Annotated in this window: 13 protein-coding genes and 1 other RNA gene; 2 read left to right on the top strand and 12 right to left on the bottom strand. The window is 68.4% G+C overall.

The genetic code is table 11. The features are described 5' to 3' along the window. Positions 1 to 759 precede the first annotated feature (759 nt). The 5 genes from ssrA to ftsE form a co-directional block, all read right to left on the bottom strand. Positions 760 to 1135, bottom strand: a transfer-messenger RNA (tmRNA) gene (ssrA, locus tag AB0I45_RS12420). A gap of 590 nt (positions 1136 to 1725) precedes the next feature. After that, positions 1726 to 2250, bottom strand: a complete 525-nt coding sequence (smpB, locus tag AB0I45_RS12415) for an SsrA-binding protein SmpB (protein ID WP_295686502.1) — start codon at positions 2248 to 2250, stop codon at positions 1726 to 1728. Positions 2251 to 2435: 185 nt separating this feature from the next. Further along, positions 2436 to 3740, bottom strand: a complete 1305-nt coding sequence (locus tag AB0I45_RS12410; protein ID WP_295686504.1) for a M23 family metallopeptidase — start codon at positions 3738 to 3740, stop codon at positions 2436 to 2438. A 3-nt stretch (positions 3741 to 3743) separates the two neighbouring features. Continuing rightward, complete coding sequence (ftsX, locus tag AB0I45_RS12405; RefSeq protein ID WP_247422987.1) at positions 3744 to 4658, bottom strand: permease-like cell division protein FtsX; 915 nt, start codon at positions 4656 to 4658, stop codon at positions 3744 to 3746. After that, complete coding sequence (gene ftsE, locus AB0I45_RS12400) at positions 4655 to 5344, bottom strand: cell division ATP-binding protein FtsE (RefSeq protein WP_137319074.1); 690 nt, start codon at positions 5342 to 5344, stop codon at positions 4655 to 4657. Before ftsE ends, ftsX begins: the two co-directional genes overlap by 4 nt. A gap of 479 nt (positions 5345 to 5823) precedes the next feature. On the opposite strand from ftsE, the gene AB0I45_RS12395 reads away from it, so the two are divergent. Beyond that, positions 5824 to 6741: a PRC and DUF2382 domain-containing protein gene (locus tag AB0I45_RS12395; RefSeq protein WP_295686514.1), complete on the top strand. Its 918-nt coding sequence runs from the start codon at positions 5824 to 5826 to the stop codon at positions 6739 to 6741. 293 nt (positions 6742 to 7034) lie between these two features. Then, the gene (locus tag AB0I45_RS12390) at positions 7035 to 8336 is read left to right on the top strand and encodes a hypothetical protein (RefSeq protein ID WP_295686517.1); all 1302 of its coding nucleotides are present in this window, start codon (positions 7035 to 7037) and stop codon (positions 8334 to 8336) included. Positions 8337 to 8459: 123 nt separating this feature from the next. Here AB0I45_RS12390 and prfB read toward each other — a convergent pair whose 3' ends face one another. The 7 genes from prfB to AB0I45_RS12355 all read right to left on the bottom strand — a co-directional run bounded on the left by prfB (position 8460) and on the right by AB0I45_RS12355 (position 15898). Continuing rightward, positions 8460 to 9590 (bottom strand): peptide chain release factor 2, encoded by a 1131-nt coding sequence (gene prfB, locus AB0I45_RS12385; RefSeq protein ID WP_137319071.1) that lies wholly within the window; start codon positions 9588 to 9590, stop codon positions 8460 to 8462. Between the two features lie 184 nt (positions 9591 to 9774). After that, the gene (locus AB0I45_RS12380) at positions 9775 to 10434 is read right to left on the bottom strand and encodes a helix-turn-helix domain-containing protein (protein WP_295686525.1); all 660 of its coding nucleotides are present in this window, start codon (positions 10432 to 10434) and stop codon (positions 9775 to 9777) included. Between the two features lie 43 nt (positions 10435 to 10477). Next, positions 10478 to 11995: a tripartite tricarboxylate transporter permease gene (locus AB0I45_RS12375; protein WP_295686527.1), complete on the bottom strand. Its 1518-nt coding sequence runs from the start codon at positions 11993 to 11995 to the stop codon at positions 10478 to 10480. 11 nt (positions 11996 to 12006) lie between these two features. Further along, positions 12007 to 12585, bottom strand: a complete 579-nt coding sequence (locus AB0I45_RS12370; RefSeq protein WP_295686530.1) for a tripartite tricarboxylate transporter TctB family protein — start codon at positions 12583 to 12585, stop codon at positions 12007 to 12009. A 2-nt stretch (positions 12586 to 12587) separates the two neighbouring features. Then, positions 12588 to 13595, bottom strand: coding sequence for a tripartite tricarboxylate transporter substrate-binding protein (locus AB0I45_RS12365; RefSeq protein ID WP_295686533.1), 1008 nt, complete (start codon positions 13593 to 13595; stop codon positions 12588 to 12590). Between the two features lie 123 nt (positions 13596 to 13718). Then, on the bottom strand, positions 13719 to 14849 hold the full coding sequence (locus tag AB0I45_RS12360; RefSeq protein ID WP_295686536.1) for a CaiB/BaiF CoA-transferase family protein: 1131 nt from the start codon (positions 14847 to 14849) through the stop codon (positions 13719 to 13721). After that, positions 14846 to 15898, bottom strand: coding sequence for a hydroxymethylglutaryl-CoA lyase (locus AB0I45_RS12355; RefSeq protein WP_295686538.1), 1053 nt, complete (start codon positions 15896 to 15898; stop codon positions 14846 to 14848). The genes AB0I45_RS12360 and AB0I45_RS12355 overlap by 4 nt, the downstream gene beginning before the upstream one ends. Between the last annotated feature and the right edge of the window lie 430 nt (positions 15899 to 16328).

The following is a 16328-nucleotide window of genomic DNA, read 5'->3' as shown; positions in this document are numbered from 1 at the left end:
ACCTGATCAACACGCGGCCGAGGCCCACACTCGAGTTGCAGACCCCGGCCGACATGTTCGAAAAGCTCCTGATGCGTTAGAAGCTTGACACCACCAGAGCGATTCCGCAGTTCTCTGCACTGTCACGGGTCGCACCGCGATCCCGTGGTCCGGCGGCGCGATCGCTCTGATCGCCTTCGGCGACGTGCGGGAGGGAGGTACGGGGCCGCGGGAGGGGGTACGGGAGGGGTATGGCGCCGCAGAAGGGGGTACGGAGCCGCGGGAAACGGACGGCGGAACGCCGCGGAGCAGTGCGCGGCGGAGAAGTGCAGTGCGGAGCAGTGCGCAGCGTTGCGGAGAAGTGTGCTGTGCCTCCGACCCGGTGGCGCATGCGTCGAGTCGAGACGCACTCAGCAGATCACCGCCGGCGCCTCGGGCCCGGCAAATCGTGCGCGGAGAGCCGAATGCGAGTGATTCCCATCGATGCAATTGAATTCCAGCGCATCCGGGCCTCATGGACGCAGATTCGACCGCGTGGTGCAGGAACACTCGCATCCCCCGGTCGAGGAGAGATGGGTGCCGCTTCCCCGCTGGGGCGGCTCCGCACCCCTGCACCGGCAGCATCGATGCGCTACACATGGTGCACGCTTGCGAGACCCGAGACCCGAGACCCGAGGCCCGAGGCCCGAGACCCGAGGTCCGCGAACCGAGACCCGAGATCCGGGCAGGAGAAAGCCCCCGAGGTCCGCGTGACGTCAGCGATCCCCGAGGGCAGTCCACAAGTGGAGATGGCGGGAATCGAACCCGCGTCCGTCGGCATATTACCGGGTCTTCTCCGGGCGCAGTTCGTGAAACAGCTTCTTAGGTCCTGGTCATCGCACGAACACGTAGACCAACGAACGGAGTTGAGTAAGAGTCCCATCGACACCCCCAACATGTGCCGACAGCAGTGGCTCCCTAGCTGACGCCAGGAACTAGAGCGGAAGCAACTCTAGGCTGACGGATTCGCAGCTCGCGCTATCAGGCGGCGAGGGCGAAATCGGTGCGGTTGTTAGACTTAGCACCTATTGTTTTGCAGAGGACATTAACGAGTTGACTCTGCATTCTCGGCCCGCTTCTCCCGACGCCATGTCCAACGTCGAAACCGATCATCCCCATATTCACTTGCCAACCGACTGCGCCTGCGCGGAAGCGAACCCGCTCAGTTGCCAGCCGGACCTTTGATGCTACTCCCGACAACAGCCGTGCGTCCACTTTCATTCCCGACCGTGCCGAGCAGCGGCCTGAACCTGCACCACGCCGTCCGAACCTGCGCTGTGTCGCCCGAACCTGCGCTTCGTCGGCGTCCACGGCTGAGCACCGTGCACCGAAGCACAGACCATGCCGGAGCACAGACCATGCCGGAGCCCGCCACCGGGCCGCGTCACCCGCCGTTCGACTGTGTCACAACTGTTCGGCCGTGTCACCGTGCGGCTGCACGGCCGCTCCGGTCCAGCGCGTCGGTCCACAGGCCACCGGCCGCAGACCCCCGGCAGCAGGCGGCAGAATGCCGGGCAGGGGTCTGGGGATCCACCGGTTGTCCACAGCTGATCACACGTTCTGCACAGCAGGTGAACCCATCTGTGGATAACATGCATCGTCGCAGGTCAGGGGCGAGTTAAAATCATTCCGAAACGGTGTGGACAAGCGTCCAACTCGATGGTAGGAATCTCGGTCCACAGCGATACCCACAGGGTGGCGCGAGGGTCACATATGGCGGCGGAGCGACATCGCGCGCTGGGCTTCGCGGGCGTCCTGCTTCTCGCGCAGCGCCTGGCGCTTGTCCCAGTCCTTCTTGCCGAGCGCCACGGCGATCTCGACCTTGACCCGCGAGCCGACGAAGTAGAGCTCGAGCGGCACGAGCGTGCGCCCGGACTCCTTGAGCTTGTGCGAGATCTTGAGGATCTCGTCCTTGTGGAGGAGCATCTTGCGCCGCCGGCGGGCAGCATGGTTCGTCCACGTGCCCTGCACGTACTCGGGGATGTAGATGCCCTCGAGCCAGGCCTCGCCCTGGAAGATCAGGCCGAAGCCGTCGGTGAGCGATGCGCGGCCCTCGCGGAGGGACTTCACCTCGGTCCCGGTGAGCACCAGGCCGGCTTCATAGGTGTCCTCGATGTGATAATCGTGGCGCGCCTTGCGGTTGCGGGCGATCGTCGTGATCGCGTCCTTGCCGCCGGTCTTCGCGCCGGTCTTGGCGTTCTTCCCGGTCTTCTTCTGGCTTCCCTTGGCCATGGTCCTCCTCCCGAACCGATCGTCGCCTGCCGTGCGCTGGGCGCGGATGCCGCCCCGCGAGCGCGGAACTCGCGCGTGCCCGAGGTGTGGGCACAGATCCACCAGTGTACAGGTCGCCCGAGCGCCGACCGGCGCCGCCGGACGGACGGCGCTGCCGGATGGGCCGCGCTGCCGGATGGGCCGCGCTACTGGATGAACGGCATCGGGTTGACGTAGGCGCCGCTCTGCATGATCTCGAAGTGGAGGTGGCAGCCGGTCGAGGAGCCGGTGGTGCCGGCGCGGGAGATGACGTCGCCCTGGGACACCCGGTCACCGGCGCGCACAGTGTTGCGCGTGTTGTGGCTGTAGGTGGATGCGATGGTCTTCCCGTCGACCTTGCCGTGCGAGATCACCACCCGGTTCCCGTAGCCGCCGGCCCAGCCCGAGGAGACCACGATGCCGTCGCCGGAGGCACGCACCGGGTCGCCGCAGGGGATGCCGAAGTCGGTGCCGGTGTGGAGGCGGCGCGAGCCGGTGATCGGGTGGATCCGGTAGCCGAACGGCGAGGTCACCGGGTAGCCGGGCGCGGGGTTGCGCAGCTCGCCGTTGCCCGGCAGGGTCTCGCCGCGCTCCTCGGCCTCGCGCTCCCACTTCTCGACCTCCTCGGCCAGCCGCTCCTGCTCCTCCTGCTGGTTCTTGAGCTCCTCCTCGGTCTTCGCCCGGTTGTCCTCGATGGTCTGCGAGGCGCGGTCCTTCGTGTCGATGAGGGAGTCGAGGTCGGTCTTGCGCTGGCGTGCGTCGTTCTCCGCCGCGGCCTTGGTGAGGACGGCCGCCGCCGCCTCCTCCTTGAGGTCCTCGATCTCCACGGCGATCGCATCGAGCCGGTCCTGGTTGTTCCGGTTCGTCGTGCGCTGCTCCGACAGCCGGGTGATCGTGCGCTGCTGGGAGCGGACGGCGGAGTCGACCCGCCCGAGTCCCTGGGCCCCGGTGTCGCTCGAGGCCATCTGGAGGAGGAGCGCGAGGTCGGAGGTGACGCCGGAGTTCTGGTAGGCCTGCCGGGCGATGCGGGTGACCGCGCCCTGGCTGTCGGCGAGCTCCTGCTCGCCGGCGTCGATCTCGGCGCGGAGGTCCTCCTGCGCGTTCTGCGCCGAGGTCATGCGTGCGGCGAGCTCCTCGTCCTCGCGCTGCGCCTCGGCGAGCTCGTCCTCGGCCTGCGACAGCGCGTCCTCCGCGGCCGGCATCGCCTCCTCGGCGGCCTCCTTCTCCGCGATGACTCGCGCGAGCTTCTCATCGAGTCCCTGGAACTCGCGGGTGAGCTCTTCGACGCGTTCGTCGACGGCATCCTTCTTCTCCTGCGGGTTCGCCGCGAGGCCGGCGACCGGCATGAGCACGGCGAGCGTCGCCGCGGTGAGGGCGAGGACGACCCTGCGGGCGCCGCTGCCGTGGAACCGGCCGCGGTGGAGCATCCGGGTCCGCTGCCGGGTTCTGGTGGGGGTCGGGATGGGTCGCATCGGTCAGACCTTCATGTACCGGCGGAGGGTGAGCACGGAGGACACCCCGGCCATGAGGATGCCGATGACGACGAGCACAGGGGCCACGAGCAGGACGTCGCCGAGCGAGATCAGCTCGAAGCTCGCCGCCTGGTCCTGGAGCCACCCCTGCACGCCGAACTGCACGACGAGGCCGAGTGCGAGCGCGGCGAGCAGCGCGCCGATGACGGCTGCGATCACGCCCTCGAGGATGAAGGGCATCTGGATGAAGGCGTTCGAGGCGCCCACGAGGCGCATGATCCCGGTCTCCCGGCGCCGCGAGTAGGCGGACAGACGGATGGTGGTGGCGATGAGGAGCACGGCGCACAGGAGCATGATGACCGCGATGGCGAGCGCGATCGCGGTGGCGACATTCATGATCGAGAACAGCTGGTCGAGGAGCTGGTTCTGGTCGACGACCTCCTCCACGCCGGGGGTGGCGGAGAAGTACTCGTCGATGATCTCGTACTGTTCGGCGTCGGTGAGCTTGATGCGGAACGACTCCTGCATCTGGTCCTCGGGGATCGTGCCGGCGAGCGAGGTGCCCTCGAACTGCTCCTCGAACAGCTGGTGGGCCATCGCCCTGTCCTCGAAGTGGACCTCCTCGACATAGGGCGCGAGGTCCTGCCCGTCGAGCGCGGCGCGGATCGCGTCCTTCTGCTCCGTGGTCGCCTCACCGGCGGCGCAGGTGGGCGCCTCGGAGTCGGGCGGGCACAGGAACAGGGCGACCTGCACGCGGTCGTACCAGTAGTCCTTCATCCCGTTGATCTGCATCTGCAGGAGGATCGCGGAGCCGACGAACAGGAGGGACACGAAGGTCACGAGGACGACGGAGAGCACCATCGAGACGTTGCGCTTGAGGCCGACGAGGACCTCGGAGAAGATGAACGACAGTCTCATGCGCCCACCTGGTACGTGCCCTGCTCGTCGTCGCGCACGATCACTCCGCCGCGCAGCTCGATGACGCGCTTGCCCAGGCGGTTGACGATGTCGCCGTCGTGGGTGGCCATGAGGACCGTGGTGCCGTTGCGGTTGATGCGCTCGAGCACCTCCATGATGTCGGTGGACGTCACCGGGTCGAGGTTGCCGGTGGGCTCGTCGGCGAGGAGGATGCCGGGCTTGTTGACCACGGCTCTGGCGATCGCGACGCGCTGCTGCTCGCCGCCGGAGAGCTCGTGCGGCAGGCGCCGGTGCTTGCCCTCGAGCCCGACGGTCTCGAGGACGTCGGGGACGAGGGTGGAGATCGCCGCGGACGACTTGCCGATGACCTGGAGTGCGAAGGCGACGTTGTCGAAGACCGTCTTGTTCGGCAGCAGACGGAAGTCCTGGAACACGGTGCCGATGCTGCGCCGCAGGTAGGGCACTTTCCACGAGGGCATCCGGATGATCGACCTCCCCGCCACGCGGATCCGGCCCCGGGTGGGCACCTCCTCGCGGAGCACGAGGCGGATCACCGTGGACTTGCCCGAGCCCGAGGCGCCCACGAGGAACACGAACTCCCCCGCCTCGGCGGTGAAGGAGACGTCGTTCAGGGCAGGGTCGGCCTTGGAATCATAGGTCTTGGTGACCGATTCGAAGGTGATCACGCAGTTTCTTCTCAATCGCCTGGAGGACGGGGACCACCTCGACTATACGGAGCGCGGCGGCCGGAACCGCGGACCCTCCGGCCGAACCGTCCAGGCGTGTCGGCAGAGCCGGCGGCCGCCGGATGGCGCGCCGGATCGCAGGAGCCGTTCGCCGCTCTCGGCGGGGTCCGCGCGAGGCGACGAGCGGGGTCCGCGTGCCGGGGTCGGCGGGTCACAGGGCGGGGTCGGCGGGTCGTCCGGGAGGTTTCCGAGCGCCGCGGCCGACGCGGCTGGCCCGAGATTCCGCGGGAGCCGGATTATATTCCCGGAGCGAGGCGCAGAATCCTCAAGGATCCTTGTGCACAGTCTGACAGGACGCCTTGATTATTCAGGTTTCAGCTCCGCTTACTCGCCTTGTGGTCCCGACTCGACCAGAGTGAAGGAGGTAAGGGCCCTCCGGGGCCGCTCGAACACGCACCACCGAGAGGACGATGATTTTAATGAACGATCGCTTCGATCTCGACGATCTCACCAATGCCAATATCTACGACCAGGACAGCAAGAAGGTCGGTTCGATCGGTCAGGTCTACCTCGACGACCAGACCGACGAGGCGAAGTTCGCCACGGTGAAGACCGGACTGTTCGGCACGAACGAGACCTTCGTGCCCCTCAACGCCGCCACCCGCACCGAGGACGGCTTCACGGTCCCCTTCACCAAGGACTTCATCAAGGACGCGCCGAACATCGACGCCGACGGCCACCTCGACCCGGCCGAGGAGCGTCGCATCTTCGAGTACTACAGCCTCTCCTACGACGATGACGGCCGCGTGAGCGATGACCGCGTCGCCGGCGACGGCCGTGACCGCACCGATGCGGTCAACCGCGCCGCTGCCGGTACCGCCGCCGGGGCAGCGGGAGCCGCCGGCACCGCAGGCCGTGACGCCGACCGCCGTGACGCCGACCGCGTTGCCGGACAGGGCGCCGAGGGCAAGCAGGTCGTCGCCCACGAGGAGCGCCTCAAGGTCGGCACCGAGCAGCGCGAGGCCGGCAAGGCCCGTCTGCGCAAGCGCGTCGTGTCGGAGAACCAGCAGGTCGAGGTCCCGGTCCAGCGCGAGGAGCTCGTCGTCGAGCGCGAATCGATCGACCCGAACTCCGCCGAGGCCCGCACCGGCTCGATCGACGGCCGCGCCGACGGCGCCGAGGAGACCATCACCCTGCGCGAGGAGCGCCCGGTGGTCGACAAGGAGACCGTCGCCACGGAGAAGGTCAACGTCGGCAAGCGCACCGTCACCGATTCCGAGACGGTGTCCGGCGAGGTCCGCAAGGAGCAGATCGACGTCGACGCCGATACTCGCGGCACCGAGGGTCGTGCCACCGATGCGCGTGATGTCGACGGCCGAGGCGACGCCCGCCACTGATCGCCACCGGGGCCCGGGGATCACCACGGTGACCACCACCGGGTCCCGCTGATCAGGGTCAGTTCGCCGGAGGGGCCGGTTCCGCAGCTGCGGAACCGGCCCCTCTGCGCTCCCCTGCCGCCGCGTGGGACCACCGTGGGCGGCTGATCGCCCGGTGAGACCCGCCCGGCGTCGATCGTCCGGCCGCAGGTGAGACCACCGTTCGACCCACCTCGCCGTTCCCAAGGCCGCACGGTCACCGTAAAGTGGAGACACCAGGTGACAGGGAACGATGCAGATCAGAGGAGCCCCACATGAGTGACAAGAGCCCGGAGCAGGACACCTCGAACGGCACCGAGGAGGCGGAGTCGGCGGACACCTCGGCCGCACACGTCGTCCTCCGCGACCCGCTGGCCGATGCCACGGTGTTCGAGGTGGGGAGCCGGAAGGTCGGCACCGTCGCCGACATCCACCGCGATCCCGCCGGCGAACCGACCATGGTGTCGGTCAACACCGGACTGTTCGGCTCGCACCCGCTGCTCCCGCTCGATCGGTCGACCGTCACCGAATCGGGGGTCTGGGTGCCGTATCCCAAGTCGGTCATCAAGTCCGCGCCGTCGATGCACGGGTCCACGCTCAGCGACGACGCCGGGTACGCCCTCTACGCCCACTACAACCTCGAGTACACCCCTCCGGCTCCCGTCGAGGAGGAGGTCGTCGTGGAAGAGGAGACGACTGTCGAGGAGACCCCGGCTGAGGAGACAACCGCCGACGAGGCGCCTGCCGACGCACCCACCGCCGAAGAGACCGTGGTCGAAGAGACCACCGTCGTCGAGGAGGCCCCGGCCGACGAATCCACTCCGGACGACGAGTTCACTCCCGCAGAGGAGACCACCCCGGTCGAGGAGACTGCCGACGCGGACGCCGCTTCCGCCGACGCACCGACCGACACGTCTGCCGCCGAGGAGACCGCCGTCGAGGACGAGGTCGTCGTCGAGGAGACACCGGCATCGGACGAGACCCCGGCCGACGAGGAGCCTGCGACCGATGATCAGGCTTCGATCGAGGAGGATACTCCCGGTAGCGAGTCGACCCCTGCCGGGAAGACTGCGAGCGCGGCCGGCGCGACGGACGCATCGCCGGAACCGGATACGGAAGACGCGAAGGAGGAGACCCCGCTGAAGGACGAGGCCCCGGCGACGAACGAGACGCCGGCCGAACCTGTGGCAGACGGCTCGGCAACCGACGAGCAGCCGGATAGCGCACCCGTCGAGGCCGAACCGGAGACCGGCGACCCCGAGGCGACCGAGCCGGGCGGGCCGGATGCTCCGCAGGACCACGAGCGGCTCGATGTGAGCTCCTCGGGAGTGGCGGGCGCCTCGGACACGGTGGGCGACGACGCCGACGCCGCGCACACGCCGGATCACTCCGATGACCAGGGCATCACCGACTCCACCACCCCGCACGCAGAGGAGAAGGCGGATCGCTCGGAGCTTTCCGACGGCACGATCGACGGCGACGACACCGCACCGGTCGAGCGCGACACGGAGTCCGCCGAGTCCGACACTGACACCAAGCCCTCCCCCGTTGAGAAGACGGAGCACCCGAGCGAGTGATCGGCTGAACCCGCCCTGACCAGCCCAGCAGGGGATCACCTCGCACGGTGCAGCGCCCCGGACCGACATCGTCGGTCCGGGGCGCTGTGCGTTTCAGAGCCAGGTTTCAGGCCCGGGTGCGGATCAGGGGTTGGCGGCCTCCGCCTCCGCGGCCTTCTGGCCCTCCTTGCGCCACCGGATGCCGGCCTCGAGGAACCCGTCGAGGTCGCCGTCGAACACGGCCTGCGGGTTGTTGACCTCATGGCCGGTCCGCAGATCCTTGACCATCTGGTAGGGGTGGGTGACGTAGGAGCGCATCTGGTCGCCCCAGCTCGCCTTGATGTCGCCGGCGAGGTCCTTGCGCTCGGCGGCCTCCTCCTGCTTCTTGAGCTGGAGGAGGCGCGACTGGAGGACGCGCATCGCGGCGGCCTTGTTCTGGATCTGCGACTTCTCGTTCTGCATGCTCACCACCGTTCCGGTCGGCACGTGCGTGATGCGCACGGCGGAGTCGGTGGTGTTGACCGACTGGCCGCCCGGCCCGGAGGACCGGTAGACGTCGATCCGCAGGTCGTTCTCGTCGATGTCGACGTGGTCGCTCGACTCGATCAGCGGGACCACCTCGACCGCGGCGAACGAGGTCTGCCGACGTCCCTGGTTGTCGAAGGGGCTGATCCGCACGAGCCGGTGGGTCCCGGCCTCGACGGACAGCGTGCCGTAGGCGTAGGGGGCGTTGATCTGGATCGTCGCGGACTTCACGCCCGCGCCCTCCGCATAGGAGGTGTCGAGCTCCTGCACGCCGTAGTCCTTCGCCTCCGCCCAGCGCACGTACATCCGGGCGAGCGTCTGCGCGAAGTCGGTGGCGTCGTCGCCGCCGGCGCCGGAGCGCACGGTGATGACGGCGGCCCGCTCGTCGTACTCGCCGGACAGGAGCGTGGAGATCTCGAGCGCGTCGAGCTCGCGGCGCAGTTTGCCGATCTCCGCCTCCGCCTCCGCGAGGGTCTCCGCGTCGTCCTCGTCTTCGGCCATGGACACAAGGAGCTCGACGTCCTCGATCCGGGAGTCGAACCTCTCGAGCTTCTCCAGGGTGGACTGCTTGTGGGAGAGCTTCGAGGTGACCTGCTGCGCGGCCTCCGGGTCGTCCCACAGATCGGGCGCGGCGGCGGCCTCGGTCAGCTCATTCACCTCGGATCGCAGCTGGTCGACGTCGGACACCTCGCGGATCGAGGCGAAGGTCTGCTGCAGGGCAGCGATCTCGGAAGGAAAGTCTGTGGCCATAGTGATTCCAGGGTAGTGCATGCACGGGCGGGTCCCGGCGCCGCCGGGCGCCGCCGGATCCTCCGCGGGCGCACGGTTGTCCATGGACGCGGTGCGCCGAGCGCCCGATGCGCTCAACCCCTGCAGCCACGATCCGCAGCCGTGCCGAACCGCAGCTGTGCCGAACCGCAGCTGCAGGGAGCGCCTACTGCACGGTCGAGGCCTCGGCGACGGCGCGCAGGATCGTCAGCGCCTCGCTGCCGGGCAGGGTGTCGCCGAGCACCCCTGCGGCCTGCCGCAGGTGGCGGGCGATGTCACCCTCGACATCTGCAGGCATTCTGGCCAGCGGGAACGACACACATACCGCGAGCGCCTCCGACCCGGCGGTGAAAGCGACGCTCGCGGAGCCGGTGCCCGCTCGCCGAGCCTGCTGGGTGAGGTAGAGCTCGTGGCCGTCGACCGGGCCGAGCAACGCGAGCGCGGCCGACCCGCCGTCGGCGAGTGGGAGCGCGGAGCCCGCGCTCTTGGAGATCCGCAGCTCGTTGAGCGATTCGACCGACAGCACGCAGGCGCGCAGCTCGCCGTGACGCATCCACAGCTGCACCGATTCCCCGGTGACGTTGCGGATCGCGGTGAGCACCTCGCGCACGTCGGCAGTGGGCCGGTTGGTCGGGAACGGCCCGAGTACGAAGTCACCGGAGGCACCGCGCTCGATGAACCGATGCTCCTCGAGCGCCTGGAGCAGCCGGTACCCGGTGGAGCGCGACATTCCCAGGCGGGTGCACACCTCGGCGCCGGAGAGCGCGTTCCCCGCGATGAGCGCGAGGATCGACGCGCACTTGTCGATGACGCCGACCGCGCTCATCGCTGAGATCCGATCCGCGCGGATCGAGAAGAGCCGATCCCGCTCACACCGTCACCGAGGTGCGGGCCGCCGCACGCCGACGGAGCACCGCACGCAGGATGATCGGGACGACGATGCCGAGCACGATCGCGATGACGAGCGCGAGCGACACCGGACGGGTGATGAGCGGCATGAGGCTGCCGCCGGAGATCTGCAGGAGCCGGCGGAAGTTGTCCTCGAGCAGCGGCACGAGCACGAGGGCGAGGATCGCCGGGGCGAGCGGGAACCCGAACTTCTCCATGAGGTAGCCGATCGCGCCGAACACCCCGAGCATGAGCATGCCGGTGAGGCTGAACTTGATCGCGTAGGTGCCCACGCACACGAGCACGAGGATCGCGCCGAACAGGAGCTCGGGCGGGAGCTTGAGGAGTTTGACGAACACGCCGACGAGCGGGAGGTTGAGGACGACGAGCGCGATGTTGCCGATGTACATGCTCGCGATGATCGTCCAGATGAGCGTCGACTCCTGCTGGAACAGCAGCGGCCCCGGCTGCAGCCCGTACATGGTGAACACGAAGAGCAGGAGCGCGGTCGTCGCCGAACCCGGGATGCCGAGGCTGAACAGCGGGATCATCGCTCCGCCCACTCCGGCGTTGTTCGCCGCCTCCGGACCCGCGACGCCCTCGATCGCTCCCTTGCCGAACCGTTCGGGAGTCTTCGATATCCGCTTCTCCATGATGTAGGACATGAAGGACGCGAGCGACGGGCCGACGCCGGGCAGCACACCGATGATGAAGCCGAGCACCGAGCCGCGGCCCCAAGGAGCGACTGACCGGCGCCAGTCGTCCTTCGTCATCCACGGGCCGGATTCGATCTTCTGGATCTCGTCCCTGCCCGGGGTGAACGCGATCGACAGCTGTCGGATCGCCTCGGGGATGGCGAACAGGGCCATCGCGAAGATCGTGAAGTCGATGCCGTCGCGGAGCACGTCGAGCCCGAAGGTCTGGCGCGGCAGGCCGGTCTGGAAATCGAGGCCGATGAGGCCCACCCCGAGCCCGATGAGTATCGACACGAGCGACTTGATCCGCGAGCCGGTCGACATCGACGAGGCGAGGAGCAGCGCCATGAGCATGAGGAGGAAGTACTCGCTCGCGCCGAAGATCCGGGCGGCCTGCACGAGGACCGGCGACAGGAACGACAGTCCGACGATCGCCAGGGTGCCGGCGACGAACGAGCCGATCGCGGCGGTCGCCAGGGCGGCACGGGCACGACCGCGGCGGGCCATCTCGTAGCCGTCGATCGCGGTGACGGCGCTCGCCACCTCGCCCGGGGTCTTGATCAGGGTGGCGGTGATCGAGCCGCCGTACATCGATCCGTAGTAGATGCCGCACAGCATGATGAGGCCGTGGACCGGCTCCATGCCGAACGACACCGGGATGAGGATCGCGATCGCGGAGATCGGGCCGATGCCGGGAAGCACGCCGACGATAGTGCCGAGCAGCACGCCGAGCAGCGCGAACAGCAGGCTCATGGGCTGGACGGCTTCGGCGAATCCGCCGCCGAGGAGGTTGAGGGTATCCATGGTGGTCCTCCCTAGCCCAGGATCCCCGGCGGGAGGTACACGCCGAGGCCATTCTTGAAGGCGAAGTAGATGACCGTGGAGAACACCACCGAGAAGATGAGGTTCCGGAGCCACCTGCGCCGGTTGTACAGGCATGTCATCGCGAACAGGAACACTGCCGTGGAGAGCAGGAACCCGACCGGGATGAAGATGAAGAGGTAGCCGAAGAAGACGGCGAAGTTGAGCAGCACCCGGGTCGACACCGGCGCCGGTTGCGCGGCCGGGCGGTCGTCGGCCTCCGTGTCGACGGCGGCGGGGCCCGCACTGCCGGCGAGCGACCGTTCCATGAGCTCATCGGGCGTTGCCCGGTGCTTCCGGAAGGCGGACACGGCGAGCAGCGCGCCGAGGATCATCAGACCGATGCCGACGATCGCCGGCAGGGTCTCGGGCCCGACGACGTCGCCGGTGCGCTTGATCCGCAGCGTCTCGAGGAAGAAGCCGAGGCCGACGACGGCCACGACGATCCCGGCCCCGAGGTCGGACCGCTCGATCCGCCTCGGCGCCCGTCGTTCACGACCCCGGTCCGGGGTCGACCCGTGTGCTGCTGTCATGCTCAGCTTCCGATCTCGGTCTTCTCGACGCCTTCGGCCACGGTCTCGTTCGCCTCGGTGATGTAGGTGTCCATCTCGTCACCGGTGAGGAACTCCGGCGACCACTGGTTCTTCTCGACGGTCTCCTGCCAGGACTCCGACTCGACCATCTCCTGGAGGGTCTCCTCCCAGTAGGTCACGGCCTCCTCCGGCATGTCGGCCGGTCCGTACACGCCGCGCCAGTTGGCGAGAGTGACGTCGTAGCCGGAGTCCACGGCGGTGGGGACCGAGTCGAAGGGCGCGGCGAGCGGCTCGGGGGCGAAGGAGACGACGCCCGTGAGGTCCCCGGATTCGAGGGTGGCTCGGAACTCGCTGAGGCCGGCGATCGCGACCGTGGCGTCGCCGTTGAGCAGCGCGGTCGTCTGCTCGCCGCCGCCTTCGTAGTCGACGAAGTTGAGCTCGGACGGGTTGATCCCGGCCGCGTCGGCGAGCAGCGCGAAGGGCAGGCGGTCGTCGCCGGCGGCGGCGATCGGCACGGCCTGCGGGTCGGACTCGAGAGCGCTGATGAGTCCGTCGATGTCGGTGAGCTCGCCGTCCTGCGGAGCGACGACGATGAAGTTCTCGACGTAGAGCGTGGCGATCATCGTGGCGTCGACCGGCCCGTATTCGCACAGGCCGCGATTGTTCATCGTCTGGTTGGCCAGGGAGGAGATCGCGATCTGGTCGTCGGCGCCGGAGTGGTTGTTGATCATCTCGGTGAGCCAGGAGCAGCCGGTGCCGCCGGGCTTGTTCTGCACGGGCAGCGGCACGTCGACGATCCCTTCCTCCTCGAGCGTCTGCGCCATGGCGCGCGCAGTGGTGTCCCAGCCGGAGCCGGGCTCGGCGGGCGCGTTGACGTTGATCGGCTTCGAGGGGTAGTTGCCTCCCCCGCCGCCGGATCCATCGCCGGACTGGCACCCGGCGAGGGCGAGCGCGAGGCTGGAGAGCGCCGCGGCGCCGATGGTGAGGCGTGACATCTTCGTCGACTTCATTGCGAGTCCTTCTGTTCGGGTGGTGCTGTGGAGATGCGATAGGTGTGTACAGCTGTGAGGTGCGGTGCCGGCCCTGCCGGCCGGCTCGCACCTCGGCGGATTACCGGCCTGTCACCCGGTGGATCACCTGCCGAGCGAGGCGAGGATCTCCGCGGTGTGCTCGCCGGGGGCGGGCACGTCCCTCCGTTTGGGGAGGAGCTCGCCGTCGACCGTGAGCGGGAGCCGGGGGACGAGCACCTCGGTGCCGTCCGGGATCCGGGTGGGCACCAGGGCTCCGGTCCGGAGCAGGTGCGGGTCCTCCGCGAGGTCGCTGGGTGCGTTGACCTTCGCGTAGGGCAGGCCGGCGGCGTCGCACATCTGTTCGATGCTCTCGATCGGCAGTTCGGCCAGGGCGTCTTGCAGAACGGTGTGGATGCGACCGCGCTGGGCGACGCGCTCCGAATTGGAGGCGAGCGCGGGGTCGGCGGCGAGCTCGGTGAGCCCGAACACCTCGCACAGCACGGCCCACTGGGTGTCGCTCACTGCGGCGACGAAGATCATCTGGTCCTCGGCCGAGCGGAAGATGTCGTAGACGGCCCAGGCGGCCTCGCGATTGGGCATCGGCTGGACCTCGAGGCCGGTGACCTCGCTCTGCACCATGTGGCTGCCGACGAGGAACGCGTTGTTCTCGAACAGCGAACTCGTCACCTCGGCGCCTTCGCCGGTGCGGGAGCGGACCATGAGGGCGTTGAGGATGCCGATCACCCCGAACATGCCGCCCATGATGTCGTTGACCGAGGCACCGGCGCGCAGCGGGCGGCCGGGAGGACCGGTCATGTAGCCGAGCCCGCCGAGCATCTGCACGACCTCGTCGAGCGCGGCGCGGTCGCCGTAGGGTCCGGGGAGGAATCCCTTGAGCGAGCAGTAGACGAGGCCCGGGTTGGTCTCCTTGAGCGTCGCGCGGTCGAGCCCGTAGCCGGCCATCTTGCCGGTGCGGAAGTTCTCGACGAGGACGTCGGCGGTGCCGAGGAGCTCGCGCACGACTTCGAGGTCGGCCGGATCGTCGAGGTCGGCCTGGAAGCTCTTCTTGTTGCGGTTGTAGGTGGGGAACAGGCCGGCCCCGGAACCGGGCAGGTAACGGGTCTTGTCGCCGGCGCCGCGCGGTTCGACCTTGATGACCTCTGCTCCGAGGTCACCGAGGATCATCCCGCAGCTCGGCCCCATGACCATGTGCGAGATCTCGATGACGCGGATGCCTTCGAGAGAGAGATTCATGCCGCGCCGCCTGCGGTCCGAGCGGGGAGCGGTTCGAGCAGTTCTGACGGGGTCGCCGGGATCCCGGACAGGCTCGAGGTGAGCGGGTGGCCGACGGCTGCGGTGAGCGGGGTGCGGATGGCGGCCAGGCGGTCGACGTCGACGCCGGTGGCCACACCCTCCCGGTGGAGCAGGTGGACGAGGTCGTCGGTGCCGATGTTGCCGGCCGCGCCGGGCGCGAACGGGCAGCCGCCCAGGCCGCCCATCGCGGCGTCGAAGTGCGCGATGCCCAGCTGCAGGGCGGCGTACACGTTGGCCATCCCGAAGTTGTACGTGTCGTGGAGATGGAGATTGACCGGGTGGCCGGGGAACTCGGCGAGCACGGCGGTCGTCGTGCGGGAGAGGAGCCCGGGGTTCGAGTTGCCGACAGTGTCCGCGAGGCCGATGCCGTGGGCGCCGGCGTCGGTGAAGGTGCGGAGGATCGGCAGGAGCTTCTCGACGTCGGTGATCCCGTCGAAGGGGCAGAAGAAGCTCACCGCGGTGGCGATGTCGAAGCGGATGCCGTGGGGCTTGAGCGCGTCGATCGCGTCGAGCAGGCGGTCGGCGGCCTGGGCGATCGAGGAGTCGGAGTTCGCCTGGGAGTGGCCCTCGGAGGCGGAGATCACGAGCTTGACGTTCTTCGCGCCGGCGTCGGCCGCGCGCTCGGCGCCCTTCCGGTTGAACACCAGGGTGTAGAGGTCGACCCCGATCTCCTCGAGCGGCTGGAGGCCGGCGAGCACTTCGGCGGTGTCGCTCATCTGCGGCACCTTCTTCGGGTTGACGAAGGCGCCGATCTCGAGCTGGGTGAGGCCGGCGGAGGCGAGCTGCTGACCGAGTGCGATCTTGACCTCGGTCGGCACGATCGACTTCTCGATCTGCAAGCCGTCGCGCAGCGTGGTGTCGAGGATCTCGACGCGAGTGGGCGGATCTGCCGGTGTTGCTGGAGCAGCGGAGGCGGGTGCTGCGGACTGCTCCTGCCGGGGCGCATGTGCTTCTCTAGCCGTGTGCTGGGCGGAAGGGGTTGACTGCATCACACCGGTCACCATGCCTCTCTGCATCGTCGTCGCACTGACTGCGGTGGGTTCGGATTCGCCATCCGGCTCTCACAGTATGGGAGATTCCGAATCCCGAACGTGGATCGAACACTAGGTCGAGTGTGAGCAATGTCGCAAAGTTCCGCGCCCGTGTCCCGGCCAGTGAGACACAGGTTGAGAAAGCCCTGAATATAAGTCCCATTATTCGGGACTCGGTCAGGTCCTGATGAACGCACTGAGTGCGGCTTCTGCCGCCCAGGAGTACCGCCCGAAAGCTACTCGACAGTTATCCACAATTTCGATTCCGGGGCTGGTCCGGGGACCTGCGGTCGTCTACTTTGGGTCCTGTACCCCTCTCGAAACACCCCCTCCCGGGCGACCCATCCGGGACGCATCCCCCACCCGACCGCTTCAGCGCCCGATCCCC

Source organism: Brevibacterium sp. NPDC049920, assembly GCF_040656435.1.
Lineage (GTDB): Bacteria > Actinomycetota > Actinomycetes > Actinomycetales > Brevibacteriaceae > Brevibacterium > Brevibacterium pityocampae.
The sequence above is the reverse complement of the archived record's forward strand: the minus strand, read 5'-3'. Positions and strand labels throughout refer to the sequence as shown.